Origin of the sequence: Streptomyces reniochalinae, from assembly GCF_003323735.1 — a bacterium.
GTDB lineage: Bacteria > Actinomycetota > Actinomycetes > Streptomycetales > Streptomycetaceae > Streptomyces > Streptomyces reniochalinae.
Map to the genome: position 1 here is coordinate 402,942 of NZ_QOIM01000038.1, position 13,262 is coordinate 416,203.

The following is a 13,262-nucleotide window of genomic DNA, read 5'->3' on the forward strand; positions in this document are numbered from 1 at the left end:
CCCTGAAGAGGGCGAGCGTCGGTCCGGGCGGCGCCTCACGCCCGGCGAGTGCAGACGCTGGTGAAACCTCTCCCGTGATGTCGCGGGGGCGGCGGGTGCGGTGGGGGTCGGTGCCGCGGTGGGGGCGGTGGGTGGCGGCCGGGTACGTGGTGGGGTTCCTCGAAGGGGGCTGCGCCCACCTGCTCGACCTGTTGCGGGGCGGTATCCACGTGTACGCCCCGATCGCTGCCGTGCCGTGGCAGGTGTTCTTCGTGGGGCTCGTGGTGCTGGATCCGCTCGTGGTCGTCCTCGTCGCGGGGAGGCGCGCCGCCGGGGTGTGGCTGGCGGGGGCGGTAATGGCCGCGGACGTGGTGGCCAACTGGGCCGTGGACTGGCAGTGGGTGCGCGAGGACCCGGGCTGGGCGCTGCGGCCTGTGGGGCTGTTGCCGATCACGCTGTTCGGGGTGTTCGTGCTGGCGACGTGCGCGCCCTTGGCGCGGGCCGTGGAATCGGGTGGTCGCGTGCGTGCGGGCGTCGGTAGCGTGCCGGGATGAGTACGCGTCAGGGGACGGCGGAGAAGGCGGCGACCACGCTGTGGCGGCCCACGGGCCCGAAGGAGCTGGAGCTGGTACGGGAGGCGGGATGGCGGGCGTGGCCGCCGCGGCTGCCGGAGCAGCCGCTCTTCTATCCCGTGCTGAACGAGGACTACGCGATCCGCATCGCCCGCGACTGGAACGTCCGGCACGACGGGGCGGGCTACGTGACGCGGTTCGCCGTCGAGTCGGCTTTCCTCACCCGGTATCCCGTGCGGCAGGCGGGTGGCGAGACGATCCTGGAGCTGTGGGTGCCCGCCGAGGAGCTGGCCGAGTTCAACGCCCACCTCGTGGGGCCGATCGAGGTCGTGCACGAGTTCCCCTGACGGGTGGTTCCACTGACGGTCCGGTGTCCGCTCCCTCATGTGGCGCGAACGCGTACTGGCCCTCGGTCCCCGGACCGTGCCTGCCGCTCCCGTGACCGAACGGGCGCTCGCCGACATACCGCGGGCCCGCATCCGGCAAGGCCAGGCGGCAGGAGGACGTCTTCGTCCGGGAACACGAGACCGGCCCCCGCACGTCGGCCGCGGCCGGCCTCGACGGCTGTCCGCGCCGGGTGCTGGGCGGTCAGGGCCTTCCACCGGGGCCCTGCGGGGCTCGCGGGTCCCGGCCCGCCTCGTCGCCCTCCCCCATGTCCCGCAGGAACGCCGCACCCGCCGGGGTGAGCCGGGTGGCGCTCCACACCAGGCGCTCCTCGCGCCGGGGGCCGTCGCGGACAGGCAGGACGCGCAGTCCGGAGAGCTGGGAGACGAAGGCCGAGGGGAGCATGGCGACGGCCATGCCGTTGCGGACGAGGGCGGCGAGGAACTCCCAGTGGGAGGCTTCGAAGGCCACGTCGCGGTGGAGCCCTGCGGCGGCGAAGGTCTCCTCGGTCTGGGCGCGGGCGTGGCTGCCGGCGGCGAAGTCGACGAAGGTCTCCTCGGCGAGGCGGGCCAGCTCCAGCGGTCCCGCCGCGCCCTCCTCCTCCAGCGGATGCCCCGGGGCGACCACGACGACGTGCCGGTCCCGCACCAGGGTGCGGGACCGTACGCCCTTCGCCTGGAAGGACGGGGTCACTCCGAGGAAAGCGAGGTCGAGGGTGCCGCGCCTGACCTGTTCCGCCAGCAGTTCGCTGCGGCTCGATGTCAGGCTGACGCGCACCTGCGGGTAGCGGTGGTGGTAGTCGCGCAGCAGCCGGGGCAGGTCGACGGAGGCGATGGTGCTGATGGCGCCGAGCGCGAGGGTGCCGCGGATCTCGCCGGTGGCCGCGGCGACCTCGGCGGCGGCACGGTCGGCCGCCTCCAGCGACTGCCGCGCCGCGGGCAGGAACGCCTCGCCGGCGTGGGTGAGCCGCACGCTCCTGCTCGTGCGCTCGAACAGCCGCGCGCCCAACTCCTTCTCCAGCTTGGCGATCTGGTGGCTGAGCGCGGACTGGACGACGTGGCAGCGTTCGGCGGCCCGGGTGAAGCCACCGGTGTCGGCGACGGCGGCGACGTAGCGCAGCTGCTGGAGTTCCATGCGCGCGAGCCTACGAACATCCATCTCGTTTCGCGATCGTTCGCATGACAAGGATGTGTTGGACTCATCGACCGGGGCGCCGCAGCCTGAGGACATGACCGACACCGCACCACGGGCCGGGTCCCGCACGGCACCCGCGGCCTCACCCGGGGACCCCCGCGAGCAGACTCCTCCGACGCCCCGCCGCGGCCTGCTGCTCCTGATGGCCGTCGCCACCGGACTCTCCTGCGCGGGCAACTACTTCGCCCAGCCGCTCCTCGACCTCATCACCCGCGACCTGCACGTCAGCGCCGCCCTGGCGGGGTTCGTGGTGACCGCCTCGCAGGCCGGTTACGCGCTCGGCCTGCTGCTGATCGTCCCGCTCGGCGACGTGCTCGACCGGCGCCGCCTCGCCGTCGGGCTGCTGGCGGCGACCGCGGCCTTCCTCGCCTTGACGTCCGCGGCGCCCACGGGACCGCTGCTGCTCGCGGGCACCGTCGCCGTCGCGCTGACGGCGGTGGGCGCCCAGGTCGTGGTCGGGTACGCGGCCGCCCTCGTGCCGGACGAGGCGCGCGGCCGTGCGGTGGCCACCGTGATGTCCGGGGTGCTGCTGGGCGGGCTGCTGGCCCGCACCGTCTCGGGCGTACTGGCCGAACTGGGCGGCTGGCGCACCGTCTACTGGGTCAGCGCGATACCGGTGGCCGTGATGGCCCTCCTCCTCCACCGTCACCTGCCGCGCGTACGGTCCTGCGCCCGGCTGTCGTATCCGGCGCTGCTGCGCTCCTCGCTCTCCCTGCTGCGCGAGGAGCCGCTGCTGCGCTGGCGGTCGGCGATCGGCGCCCTGTCCCTGGCGGCCTACAGCGTGCAGCTGACCGCGCTGACGTTCCTGCTGGCCGGGCCGCCCTTCGGCTGGTCGGAGTCGCGGATCGGGCTGTTCGGCCTCCTCGGTGTCGTCGGCGTGGTGACGATGACCTTCGCGGGGCGGCTGAACGACCGGGGGCTCGTGCAGTACGTGACCGGGTGCGGCATCGCGACGCTGGGCGGCGGCTGGCTGCTGCTCCTGGCCGGCGCGGGGTCACTGCCGTGGCTTGCGGTGGGCATCGTCGCGCTCAACGTCGGACAGCAGGCCGTCCTCAACAGCAGCCAGACGGTGCTCTACGCGCTGCGCCCCGAGGCCCGCAACCGCCTCAACTCCGTCTTCATGACCAGCTTCTTCATCGGCGGCGCCACGGGTTCGGCGCTGACCGCCCTGGTGTGGGCGCGCGCCGGCTGGAGCGGGGTGTGCCTGCAGGGCGCGGGCCTCGCGGCGGCCGCGCTGGCGGTGTGGGGCCTGGAGCGGCTCAGCACCGCGCGCGCCCGCTCACGCTGACGTCACATCGACAGCTCTACTCATCGACAAATCCGCATTGCTGTCGAGGAGTTCGACACCATGCGCATCGCAGTCCTCGGCGCGGCAGGCAACGCCGGCAGCCGGGTCGCCGCCGAGGCCCTCGCACGCGGCCACAAGGTCAGCGCCGTCGTCCGCGACCCGGCCCGCTCCCCCACCCTGCACCCGGGCGCCGCGCACCGGGCGCCGCCGGCCGGGCGCCGACACGTTGCCGGTCTACGAGGCGGACCGCTCCGCCATCTGCGCGGAGGACTTCGCCCTCGCCCTGCTGGACCGGGGGGGCGCCTCCCGGCCGAAAAGGGCCGAAGGCGGGGACCGAGCGGCCGAAGCACCACGGGGCCCGTTCCACGGTGACCTACTGAGCGGCGGCCCCCTGAGCCACGGCCTGCTGGACCGGTCCGCCGGGCGGCGGAAATGCGAGGGAGCGCGCGGCGAAGCGGGCGGGCGGCACGTCGTTTCAGCCCGCGGCGGGGTCCGGGGCCTCGGGGACACAACGCCCCTCCTGGGTGCGGTAGTTCCACCGCGCTCCGTTCCGCACCAGCTCCCGTACCGCGGCCGTGAACCGGTCCACGTGCTCGTCGGGCGTCCCGGCGCCGAAGCTGACCCGGACCGCGTTGAGCGTGGGGGCCTCTCCGGCCGAAGACGGGGAGCCCGGCGCGGCCTCGGGCGCCCCGCACTCGCCGGGAGCGTCGCCCTCCCTGCCGAGGAGGGTGCGCAGCAGCGGATGCGCGCAGAACAGGCCGTCCCGCACACCGATGCCGTACTCGGCCGACAGCGCCGCCGCGAAGTGCGAGCTGTTCCACCCCTCCACGACGAACGAGACCACGCCCACCTGGTCGGCGCCCTCGCCGAAGAGGGACAGGACACGCACCTGGGGGACGTCGGCGAGACCGGCACGCAGCCGGGCCAGCAGCTCCTCCTCGCGGGCGACCAGGCCGTCGAACCCCGCCTCCGTGAGGGCGCGGCAGGCGGCGGCGAGGGCGTAGGCGCCGATGACGTTGGGCGAACCGGCCTCGTGCCGGGCGGCGGTGGTGTGCCACTCGACCTCGACGCCGCCGTCCGCGCTGCGCGCCACCCGGCGGCTGGCACCGCCGCCCGCCAGATACGGCTCCGCCTGGACGAGCCAGTCCGCGCGGCCCGCCAGGACGCCCGCACCGAAGGGCGCGTACAGCTTGTGTCCCGACAGCGCCACCCAGTCGGCCTCCAGTTCGGCCAGGCTGACCGGCCGGTGCGGGGCGAGCTGCGCCGCGTCCAGCACGAGCCGCGCCCCGTGCCGGTGCGCCGCCCGCGCCAGCTCGCGGACCGGCCACACCTCTCCGGTGACGTTCGATGCTCCGGTCACACACACCAGCTTCGGCCCGGCGGGTGCGCCGTGCAGCGCCGACTCCAGCGTGGCGACGGCGGCCTCGGGGGAACGCGGCGCGTCCAGGTACGTCACGTCGTGCGCGCGCCACGGCAGCAGAGAGGCGTGGTGCTCGGTCTCGAACACGAACACCTTCGTGCCCTGCGGCAGCGCCGCCGAGAGGAGGTTGAGGGAATCGGTGGTCGCCCGGGTGAACACCACCTGGTCGCCCTCGCGGCACCCGAGGAACTCCGCGACGGTCCGCCTGCTGTCCTCGAACAGTTCGGTCGACAGCTGCGAGAGGTGGCCCGCCCCGCGGTGCACGCTGCCGTAGTAGGGCGCGTACGCGGCGACGTCGTCCCAGACCCGCTGGAGTGCGGGGGCGCTCGCCGCGTAGTCGAGCGCCGCGTAGGTCACCTCCCCGCCGGTGACCAGGGGGACGCGGACGTCACGGCCGAGAACGGGAAGGGGTCCGCCCGCCCCCTCGGCGGAGGCCGGCGACGTCTCAGGCGCGGAGGCCGCCGCCCGCGTACAGGACGGATCAACCGGGGCAAAAGTGGCATTGAACGGCATGGGGAAGCTCCATGGGCAGGGGTGAACGACGAACGGCGACGACGGCGACGGCACCGCCTCGCTGTCGGACGCAGACGTCAGCGCCTTGCGTGCCCGGCGGGCAGACGGCATCGCCGCGCGCCTGGCGGCGGACGGGAAAGGGGCCGAGCCGGCCCTAGCGCATTCGCTTGCTCACGAAAGACTCCCTCGCAGACCAGGACCCCTGGCGGAGAGGGATCCGCGCTTGCCGTGGACCTTGCTGTCCTACGGCCTGGTCATCACCCGGGGCACCCCGCCACGGACGGAGGGTTGCCGGACAGCGGGCCGGGGCCTTGGTCGCTGTCGCTCGTGACCTGGGCTGGAGTATGCCACACGGCGTGTCCGGGGCACACCCGTACGTCCACTATCCGGACGGCCGTGCTCGTCGGGCGAGGCCGGTGGGACCCGTGGGACCTCTCACCGGGGCAACCGCTCGCACAACAGCCGCACGAGCGCGCCGGTACGGAAGCGGTCGGGCCAGTACGCGGGAACGCCCCGCTCGGACAGCGGCGCCGCGGTGACCGGACCGACGCAGGCGACCTGGGCGTGCCCGCGCAGCGCCCGGGTCAGCGCGTCCGCAGAGCCGGTCTCCTCGGCGCGGGCGAACAGCCCCGCCACCGCGGGGGCGCTGGTGAAGGTGACGGCGTCGACCTCGCCCGCGACCAGTGCCTCGATCAGCCGGTCCAGGGGCGCGAGGTCGAGCGGCGGTGCCGAGCGGTAGACGGGCACGGCAACGACGTCGGCCCCCGCGGCGCGCAGCGCGTCGAGGAACTCGCCGAGGGGTTCTCCGTGGAGTTGGACGGCCACCCGCAGCCCCGCCAGGTCTCCGCGTGCGAGCAGGTGTGCGCGTACTTCGGCGGAGGACTCGGAGGCGGGCGACCATGCCTCGCGGAGCCCGGCGGCGCGAATGGCCCCGCACGCCTTGGGGCCTCGGGCGAGCACCTCGCCCGAGGCCAGCGCGTCGCGCAACGCCTCCCCCGCGCCCCAGTCGTCCGCCGCCTGCATCCAGCCGCGGAAGCCGATGCCGGTGGTGGCGACGGTGACGTGCGGCGGGCGGTCGACCAGCTGCCGGGTGGCGTCGCGCAGTTCCGTGTCGTCGCCGAGGGGGACCATGCGCAGCGCGGGAGCGTAGAGGACGCGGGCGCCGCGCCGCTGGAGCAGCGCGCCGAGTTCCCCGGCCCGGCGCGCGGCCGTCACGGCGACGGTGTAACCGGTCAGCGGCAAGGCCACTCCGGTGCCCTGGGGCCCGTACGGGGGTCGGGGTTCCGGCACAGCGTCTCCCTCGGGTGTGGACGGATCGTGCGGGGACGACCGGGGCGAGGGCTCGTCCTCGGTGCGCTCTCCGGCCCACGAGGCTACGTCCCGCCCGCGCGGCTGCCGCTGCCGGCCGCCTGCGGCGGGGAGAACCTCCACTCACTCCCCCGCCGGCTGCCGCGTGAGCCCGTCCGCCTGCGTGGGCCCGTCCGCCGGGTTCCGGGTGAGCACGGCGGCCCGCTCCCGCAGCGCGGCCAGTCCGGCGGCGACGGCGGGCTGTTCGTCAGTGCCGCGCCGCACCACGGTCAGCACGCGCCGGAACGGCGGCGGACTTCCCTGCACCGGCACGCGCACGACCCGCGGGTGACCGGCGACCGACATCAGCCGTGGCACCAGGCACACCCCCAGACCGTGGCCGATCATCGCGAGGACGGCGGGCCACTCGTCGGAGTGGTGCAGACGGCGGGGGGTGAACCCGGCCGCGGCGCACAGCGCCTGGATGAGCCTGTCCTGGTCGTGGTGAGGGATGATCCAGTCCTCCGCCGCCGCTTCCGCCAGGTCGACGGGTCGCCGGCCGGCCAGCGGGTGCCCGAGGGGCACGACGAGGTCCAGGACGTCGTCGAGCAGCGGCCGTTGGGCGAAGCGCGGGTCGTCGACCGTGGGGCTGTCGGGGTGCGGGGTGAGCACGGCGATGTCCGCCTGGTCCGCGAGCAGCCGCTGGTAGCTCAGCTGGGTGTCCGACTCGTGGATGAGGACGCGGACGGGCGGCCGCGCCCGCCGCAGTTCGGCGGCCGTGGGGGCGAGGAGAGAGGCCATGGTGGTGGTGAACCCCGGGTCGTCGGCGTGCTCCAGTCGCTGGAGCCGGTCGCCGCGGGCTTCGCCGGTCTGGTCCTGCTGGGCGAACGGCTGAGCGGCCTCCAGTGGCTGGCGGTCGGCTGCGCCACACTGGCGTCGGCCGGCGCGGTCGCCGGCCACTGCTCCGGTGGGGCCGTACGGGGCGACATCCGCTCCGAGCGACGAGTTTCCGGTGCCCGGACGGTCTGTACTGGGAGACGGTGTGAACCGAGCGACCGGGAGGCGACGACCATGAGGCAGTCCCAGAAGATCAAGACGTTCCTCTGGTTCGACACCCAGGCCCAGGAGGCGGCCGAGTTCTACGTCTCCCTCTTCGACGACTCCCGCATCCTGGGCGTCACCCACTACGGCGAGACGGGCCCGGGCAAGCCGGGATCTGTGATGACGGTCGACTTCGAGCTGGCAGGACGGGAGTACGTGGCGCTCAACGGCGGCCCCGAGTTCTCCTTCACCGAGGCGATCTCGCTCCAGGTGGACTGCGACTCGCAGGAGGAGGTGGACACCCTGTGGGAGAAGCTGACGGCGGACGGCGGTCAGGAGGTCCAGTGCGGCTGGCTCAAGGACAAGTACGGCCTCTCGTGGCAGATCGTGCCGCGTCGCCTCTTCGAGCTGCTGGAGACGGCTGACAGCGCGCGGGCCGAGGCCGTCACCCGGGCCATGCTCGGCATGGTGAAGCTGGACGTGGCCACGCTGGAGGCGGCGGCGCGCAAGTGACGCCGCCCCCGTCTCAGCGCCGGCGGCACGGTTCTGGTCTCCTGCGGACCGTGGTCCGGTGAGAGGGTGCCACTGCCCGTAGCGTGCGGTCTGCGGGCCGGTTGTGGCTTGTGGCGCCGTTCCCCGCGCCCCCTTCGGGCGCGTCCGGGAGATGCGGCCGCAGGAGGGGGGCAAGCGTGGCCGGGGCCGGGTGACGGGGGCCCGGCCCCGGCCACGCTCCCTCACCTCAGGTGGCTGGCCTCCACCCACCGTTCCAGCGCCGCGCGGGCCGCGCCGGAGTCGAGGGACTCGGCGGCGCGCCGCATACCGGCCGCGATCTGCTCGCTCAGCGGCGCCTCGGTGGGCGCGAGCGCCGTGAAAGCGGCGGCAGAGTTCAGCAGGACGGCGTCCCGCACGGGCCCCCGCTCGCCGTCCAGCAGCCGCCGTGCCACGTCCGCGTTGTAGGCGGCGTCGGCGCCCCTCAGCGCCTCGACGGGCACCAGTTCGAGGCCGACGTCGCGCGGGTCGAAGCTCTCCTCGCGCACCGCGCCGTCGCGGACGATCCACACGGTCGACGTCGCCGTGGTGGTCAGCTCGTCCAGCCCGTCGTCCCCGCGGAAGACCAGCGCGGAGGAGCCGCGGGCCGCCAGCACGCCCGCGATGATCGGCGCCATCCGCGCGTCGGCGACGCCGGTGGCCTGGGCGCGTACCCGGGCCGGGTTGGTGAGCGGCCCCAGGAAGTTGAACGGGGTCGCGACGCCCAGCTCCTTGCGTGCCGTACCGACGTGCCGCAGCGAGGGGTGGAACCGCACCGCGAAGCAGAAGGTGATGCCGGCCTCGGCCGCCACCTCGGCGACCCGTTCGGGGCTCAGCTCCAGGTCCACTCCGAGCTTCTCCAGTACGTCGGAGGCTCCGCTGGCGCTGGAGGAGGCCCGGTTGCCGTGCTTGACGACCTTCACGCCCGCTCCGGCGACGACGATCGAGGACATGGTCGAGATGTTGACCGTCTTGGCCCGGTCGCCTCCGGTGCCGACGATGTCCACGGAGGGGCCCGGCACCTCGATCGTCCGTGCGTGCGCGTACATGGCGCGCACCAGCCCGGAGATCTCCTCGACCGTCTCCCCCTTGGCCCGGAGCGCGACGGCGAACCCCGCGATCTGCGCGTCGGTGGCCTCGCCCCGCATGATCCGGTCCATCGCCCACGCGGTGGCGTCCTCGCTCAGGTCCTGGCCGGCGAGCAGTGCGCTGAGCACGTCGGGCCAGGTACGCGCCGCCACGGTGTCGCCTCCGGCGGGGGTAGCAGCGCTCATGGGAACCACATCCTGGCTATAGACCGACGCAATGGTGCCGCCACCCTATCGAGCCCGACCGGGCGGCGTGGCCGCCTGTTCACCCCGTGGGCAGCGGGCCTGCACCCGTCAGGAGTGGGGCCTTGCGGCAAAGCCGGGAGGGGCCCACGGGACGTACCCGTGAACCCCTCCCGGTGTGGCGGATTCAGCTGTGCTGCGCGGTCAGTGGTGACCGTGGCTGCTCTCGATCTCGCGGTACTCCTCCTGCGTGGGCTTGGGGATCTGCCCGGACTCGCCGAAGTAGCCCTTCGACAGCCGCGACCGCAGCTTCTGGCCACGGCTGACCTTGCGCCGCACACCGTTCTCGTCGGTGGCCGCACCCACCTCGACCGGCCGGTACTGCTCGTGCGCCGTCAGCGTGTGCAGCTGCTCCTGGGACAGCGGCTCGTGGACCTCCACGAACTCACCGTGCGGCAACCGCTTGATCGTGCCGGTCTCCCGCCCGTGCAACACCTTCTCCCGGTCCTTGCGCTGGAGACCCATGCACACCCGCCGTGTGATCACGAACACCACCACAGGCGCGACGAAGAACGCCACCCGCACGAACCACGTGATCGCGTTGATCGACAGATTGAAGTGCGTCGCCCACAAGTCGTTGCCACCACCGACCAGCAGCACGAAGTACCACGCGATCCACGCCGCACCGAACGCCGTACGCGTCGGCGCGTTCCGCGGCCGGTCCGCGATGTGGTGCTCCCGCTTGTCCTTGGTCACCCACGACTCGATGAACGGGTAGAGGGCGATCGCCACCAGCACCAGCGGGAAGATCACCAGCGGGATGAACACGCCCAGGACCAGCGTGTGACCCCACAGATTGATCTCCCAGCCGGGCATCACCCGGATCAGGCCCTCGGAGAAGCCCATGTACCAGTCGGGTTGTGCGTTGGTGGAGACCTGGTCGGGCCGGTAGGGGCCCAGCGCCCAGATCGGGTTGATCGTGAACATCGCCGAGATGGCCGCGATCACACCGAAGACCAGGAAGAAGAAGCCACCCGCCTTGGCCATGTACACCGGCAGCAGCGGCATACCGACCACATTGGTGTTCTTCCGCCCGGCACCCGCGAACTGCGTGTGCTTGTGGTAGAAGACCAGAATCAGGTGCGCCACCAGCAGACCGAGCATGATGCCCGGCAACAGCAGAATGTGGATCGAATAGAACCGCGCGACGAAGTCGTCACCCGGGAACTCCCCGCCGAACAGGAACATCGACAGATACGTCCCCACGATCGGCACCGACAGGATCGCGCCCTCCATGAAGCGCACACCCGTACCCGACAGCAGGTCATCCGGCAGCGAATAGCCCGTGAACCCGGTGAACATGCCCAGCACGAACAACAGGAACCCGAAGACCCAGTTGACCTCACGCGGCTTGCGGAACGCCCCCGTGAAGAAGACGCGCATCATGTGCACGAACATCGCCGCGAGGAAGATCAACGCCGCCCAGTGGTGAATCTGCCGCACCAGCAGACCACCCCGCACATCGAAGCTGATGTCCAGCGTCGAGGCGTACGCCTCCGACATCTGGATACCGTGCATCGGCGTATAGGCACCGTGGTACTCCACCTCGTTCATCGACGGGTGGAAGAACAGCGTCAGATACACACCCGTCAGGATGATGATGATGAAGCTGTAGAGCGCGACCTCACCCAGCATGAACGACCAGTGGTCGGGGAAGATCTTGCGCATGTTGGCCTTGGCCAGGCTGTAGATCCCCAGCCGCCCATCGGCCCAGTCGGCCACCCGCTCCCCCGCGGGCGCCTTTTTCTTGCCCTCGGCAGCGGCGCTGCCCCGGGCCTCGGTTGCAGTACTCATCCGCGCTCCCAGAAGGCCGGACCGACGGGCTCATCGAAGTCGCCCTGCGCTTCGAGGTAGCCGTCCTTGTTGACGCTGATGTTCAGCTGCGGCAGCGGGTGGCCGGCGGGCCCGAAGAGCACGCGCGCACCGTCGGCGAGGTCGAATGTCGACTGGTGGCACGGGCACAGGACGTGGTGGGTCTGCTGCTCGTAGAGGCTGACGGGGCAGCCGACGTGCGTGCAGATCTTCGAGAACGCGACGATGCCCTCGTGCGACCAGTCCAGCTCGCGCTTGTCCTTGATGTCGCCCGGCTCCAGGCGGACGATCATCAGGGCCGCCTTGGCGATCTCGGTCTGGAAGTCCTCGTCGTGGTGCTCCAGGCCCTCGGGGCGGGCGAAGGTGAGCGAACCGACGGCGATGTCCTCGGGGCGCAGCGGCTGGTTCGTGTTCTCGTTGACGAGCAGCTTGCCCTTCTTCCAGGCCGTGTGCCGCAGCTTGTCCTCGGGCAGCGGGCCCAGGTCGCGCAGCAGGACGACGCCGGAGAGCGGCACCAGGGCGACCGCGCCGAACATCGTGTTGCGGATCAGCTTGCGGCGGCCGAGCGCGGACTCCTTGGCACCCTGCTTGAAGTCCGAGATGACCTTCTCGCGGACCTCGGGCTCCGCCGTGATGGCGTGCCGCTCGTCGACCATCTCCTCGTCGGACATCAGCGTGCGGGCCCAGTGGACCGCGCCCGCGCCGATGCAGAAGAGGGCAACGCCGAGCGTCAGGCCCAGCGCGAGGTTGAGCGCGCCGATGTGGCCGAGCGGCCAGACATAGATGATCTTGTCGATCGGGAAGGCCACGAAGGAGGCGATGAAGCCGATCGTGGCCAGCATCGAGAGCGTGAAGATGAAGGCGACGGTGCGCTCGGAGCGCTTGGCCGCCTGCTCGTCGACGTCCTGGATGCGGTGCTCGTGGGGCGGCAGCCCCGGGTCGGCGAACGGGTCGTCCTTGCGGGCCACCTCGCCGTGTGCCGGTCCCTGCTCTTTCGGCAGGTTCTCGTCTGACACGTTCTCGTCCGGTCCAGTCTCGCTACTCATGACTTCTTGGCCTTTGCGGTCCGAGCGGCGACCCAGGTAGCGACGGCCACCATCGCGCCGAGGCCGAAGATCCAGGCGAACAGGCCCTCACTGACGGGGCCGAAGCCGCCGAGCGAGAACCCACCGGGGCTCTCGGACTTGTCGCTGTTGACCTCCTTCACGTAGGCGACGATGTCCCGCTTGTCCTTCTCGGGAAGCGCACCGTCGGTGAAGGAGGGCATGTTCTGCGGCCCGGTCTGCATGGCCTCGTAGATGTGCTTGGGGTCGACGTCTGCGAGGTCGGGCGCGAACTTGCCGTGCGTGAGGGCGCCGCCCTTACCGGTGAAGTTGTGGCACTGCGCGCAGTTGGTGCGGAAGAGCTCGCCGCCGTTGGCGACATCGGCACCAGCCGGGTCGTACGCCTTCTTGTCGGGCTGGCTCGGGCCCGAGCCGAGCGAGGCGACGTACGCGGCGAGCTGGTTGGTCTCGTCCTGGCTGTAGATCTTCTTCTTCTTGGGCACCTGAGCGCCGGGCTGCTGAGCAGGCATGCGCCCCGTGCCGACCTGGAAGTCCACCGCCGCGGCCCCGACACCGACCAGGCTGGGACCGTCGCTGGTCCCCTGGCCGCCGGTTCCGTGGCAGCTGGAGCACCCGGTGGCGTAGAGCTTCTTGCCCTCCTCGATGGCGAGGGACTTACTCGACTCCTGCTTCTCGGCCTTGGCCTCACCCGCGGGAGCGAACGCGGTGTACAGCCCCCCGGTGGCCGCCAGCGCGAAGAGTAGAACGACAAGCGCCGCCAGCGGATGGCGCCGTCGTGCGGAGAGCTTTTTCACGGATTACCCCGGTGTCAGGATCTTCTCGTCGATGCGGTGTCTGTCCGTACTGCGT

12 protein-coding genes, 1 pseudogene and 1 riboswitch are annotated in these 13,262 nt (G+C 72.1%); of the genes and pseudogenes, 5 read left to right on the forward strand and 8 right to left on the reverse strand.

The window, feature by feature from the left end; translation table 11 throughout:
- Positions 1 to 131: 131 nt before the first annotated feature.
- A complete protein-coding gene (locus tag DQ392_RS21255; RefSeq protein WP_245981719.1) occupies positions 132 to 533 on the forward strand; it encodes a hypothetical protein in 402 nt (133 codons plus the stop codon).
- Positions 530 to 898 (forward strand): hypothetical protein, encoded by a 369-nt coding sequence (locus DQ392_RS21260; protein ID WP_114017222.1) that lies wholly within the window; start codon positions 530 to 532, stop codon positions 896 to 898. Before DQ392_RS21255 ends, DQ392_RS21260 begins: the two co-directional genes overlap by 4 nt.
- Before the next feature lie 241 nt (positions 899 to 1,139).
- Here the strand turns inward: DQ392_RS21260 and DQ392_RS21265 are convergent, their stop codons facing one another.
- Complete coding sequence (locus tag DQ392_RS21265; RefSeq protein WP_114017223.1) at positions 1,140 to 2,069, reverse strand: LysR substrate-binding domain-containing protein; 930 nt, start codon at positions 2,067 to 2,069, stop codon at positions 1,140 to 1,142.
- Between the two features lie 94 nt (positions 2,070 to 2,163).
- Here DQ392_RS21265 and DQ392_RS21270 point away from each other — a divergent pair, with 94 nt between their 5' ends.
- A complete protein-coding gene (locus tag DQ392_RS21270; RefSeq protein WP_181856509.1) occupies positions 2,164 to 3,417 on the forward strand; it encodes an MFS transporter in 1,254 nt (417 codons plus the stop codon).
- Between the two features lie 60 nt (positions 3,418 to 3,477).
- Positions 3,478 to 3,789, forward strand: a complete 312-nt coding sequence (locus DQ392_RS21275) for an NmrA family NAD(P)-binding protein (protein ID WP_114017224.1) — start codon at positions 3,478 to 3,480, stop codon at positions 3,787 to 3,789.
- 103 nt (positions 3,790 to 3,892) lie between these two features.
- Here the strand turns inward: DQ392_RS21275 and DQ392_RS21280 are convergent, their stop codons facing one another.
- The 3 genes and pseudogenes from DQ392_RS21280 to DQ392_RS21290 form a co-directional block, all read right to left on the reverse strand.
- Positions 3,893 to 5,350, reverse strand: coding sequence for an aminotransferase class V-fold PLP-dependent enzyme (locus DQ392_RS21280; protein WP_114017225.1), 1,458 nt, complete (start codon positions 5,348 to 5,350; stop codon positions 3,893 to 3,895).
- Between the two features lie 214 nt (positions 5,351 to 5,564).
- Positions 5,565 to 5,683: riboswitch (SAM riboswitch) on the reverse strand.
- Positions 5,684 to 5,791: 108 nt separating this feature from the next.
- Positions 5,792 to 6,640, reverse strand: a pseudogene (locus tag DQ392_RS21285) (uroporphyrinogen-III synthase); the annotation flags it as partial.
- Positions 6,641 to 6,781: 141 nt separating this feature from the next.
- Positions 6,782 to 7,597 carry a LysR substrate-binding domain-containing protein gene (locus DQ392_RS21290; protein ID WP_245981721.1) on the reverse strand — a complete coding sequence of 272 codons (816 nt, stop codon included), beginning with the start codon at positions 7,595 to 7,597 and terminating at the stop codon, positions 6,782 to 6,784.
- A gap of 111 nt (positions 7,598 to 7,708) precedes the next feature.
- Here DQ392_RS21290 and DQ392_RS21295 point away from each other — a divergent pair, with 111 nt between their 5' ends.
- A complete protein-coding gene (locus DQ392_RS21295) occupies positions 7,709 to 8,191 on the forward strand; it encodes a VOC family protein (RefSeq protein ID WP_114017226.1) in 483 nt (160 codons plus the stop codon).
- A gap of 221 nt (positions 8,192 to 8,412) precedes the next feature.
- On the opposite strand, the gene trpD is transcribed toward DQ392_RS21295, so the two are convergent.
- From trpD to qcrC, 4 genes are all read right to left on the reverse strand, one after another.
- Positions 8,413 to 9,480 carry an anthranilate phosphoribosyltransferase gene (gene trpD, locus DQ392_RS21300; protein ID WP_114017227.1) on the reverse strand — a complete coding sequence of 356 codons (1,068 nt, stop codon included), beginning with the start codon at positions 9,478 to 9,480 and terminating at the stop codon, positions 8,413 to 8,415.
- Positions 9,481 to 9,681: 201 nt separating this feature from the next.
- On the reverse strand, positions 9,682 to 11,331 hold the full coding sequence (gene qcrB / locus DQ392_RS21305; protein ID WP_114017228.1) for a cytochrome bc1 complex cytochrome b subunit: 1,650 nt from the start codon (positions 11,329 to 11,331) through the stop codon (positions 9,682 to 9,684).
- Positions 11,328 to 12,395 carry a cytochrome bc1 complex Rieske iron-sulfur subunit gene (gene qcrA / locus DQ392_RS21310; protein ID WP_114017229.1) on the reverse strand — a complete coding sequence of 356 codons (1,068 nt, stop codon included), beginning with the start codon at positions 12,393 to 12,395 and terminating at the stop codon, positions 11,328 to 11,330. Before qcrA ends, qcrB begins: the two co-directional genes overlap by 4 nt.
- Positions 12,392 to 13,207: a cytochrome bc1 complex diheme cytochrome c subunit gene (qcrC, locus tag DQ392_RS21315; RefSeq protein ID WP_114017230.1), complete on the reverse strand. Its 816-nt coding sequence runs from the start codon at positions 13,205 to 13,207 to the stop codon at positions 12,392 to 12,394. Before qcrC ends, qcrA begins: the two co-directional genes overlap by 4 nt.
- Positions 13,208 to 13,262: the final 55 nt, after the last annotated feature.

What these genes read in the sequence shown, in the direction of transcription:
- DQ392_RS21260 (WP_114017222.1), top strand. Translation starts at nt 530, where the DNA reads ATGAGTACGCGTCAGGGGACGGCGGAGAAGGCGGCGACCACGCTGTGG.
- DQ392_RS21265 (WP_114017223.1), bottom strand. Translation starts at nt 2,069, where the DNA reads ATGGAACTCCAGCAGCTGCGCTACGTCGCCGCCGTCGCCGACACCGGT.
- DQ392_RS21270 (WP_181856509.1), top strand. Translation starts at nt 2,164, where the DNA reads ATGACCGACACCGCACCACGGGCCGGGTCCCGCACGGCACCCGCGGCC.
- DQ392_RS21275 (WP_114017224.1), top strand. Translation starts at nt 3,478, where the DNA reads ATGCGCATCGCAGTCCTCGGCGCGGCAGGCAACGCCGGCAGCCGGGTC.
- DQ392_RS21280 (WP_114017225.1), bottom strand. Translation starts at nt 5,350, where the DNA reads ATGCCGTTCAATGCCACTTTTGCCCCGGTTGATCCGTCCTGTACGCGG.
- DQ392_RS21295 (WP_114017226.1), top strand. Translation starts at nt 7,709, where the DNA reads ATGAGGCAGTCCCAGAAGATCAAGACGTTCCTCTGGTTCGACACCCAG.
- trpD (WP_114017227.1), bottom strand. Translation starts at nt 9,480, where the DNA reads ATGAGCGCTGCTACCCCCGCCGGAGGCGACACCGTGGCGGCGCGTACC.
- qcrB (WP_114017228.1), bottom strand. Translation starts at nt 11,331, where the DNA reads ATGAGTACTGCAACCGAGGCCCGGGGCAGCGCCGCTGCCGAGGGCAAG.
- qcrA (WP_114017229.1), bottom strand. Translation starts at nt 12,395, where the DNA reads ATGAGTAGCGAGACTGGACCGGACGAGAACGTGTCAGACGAGAACCTG.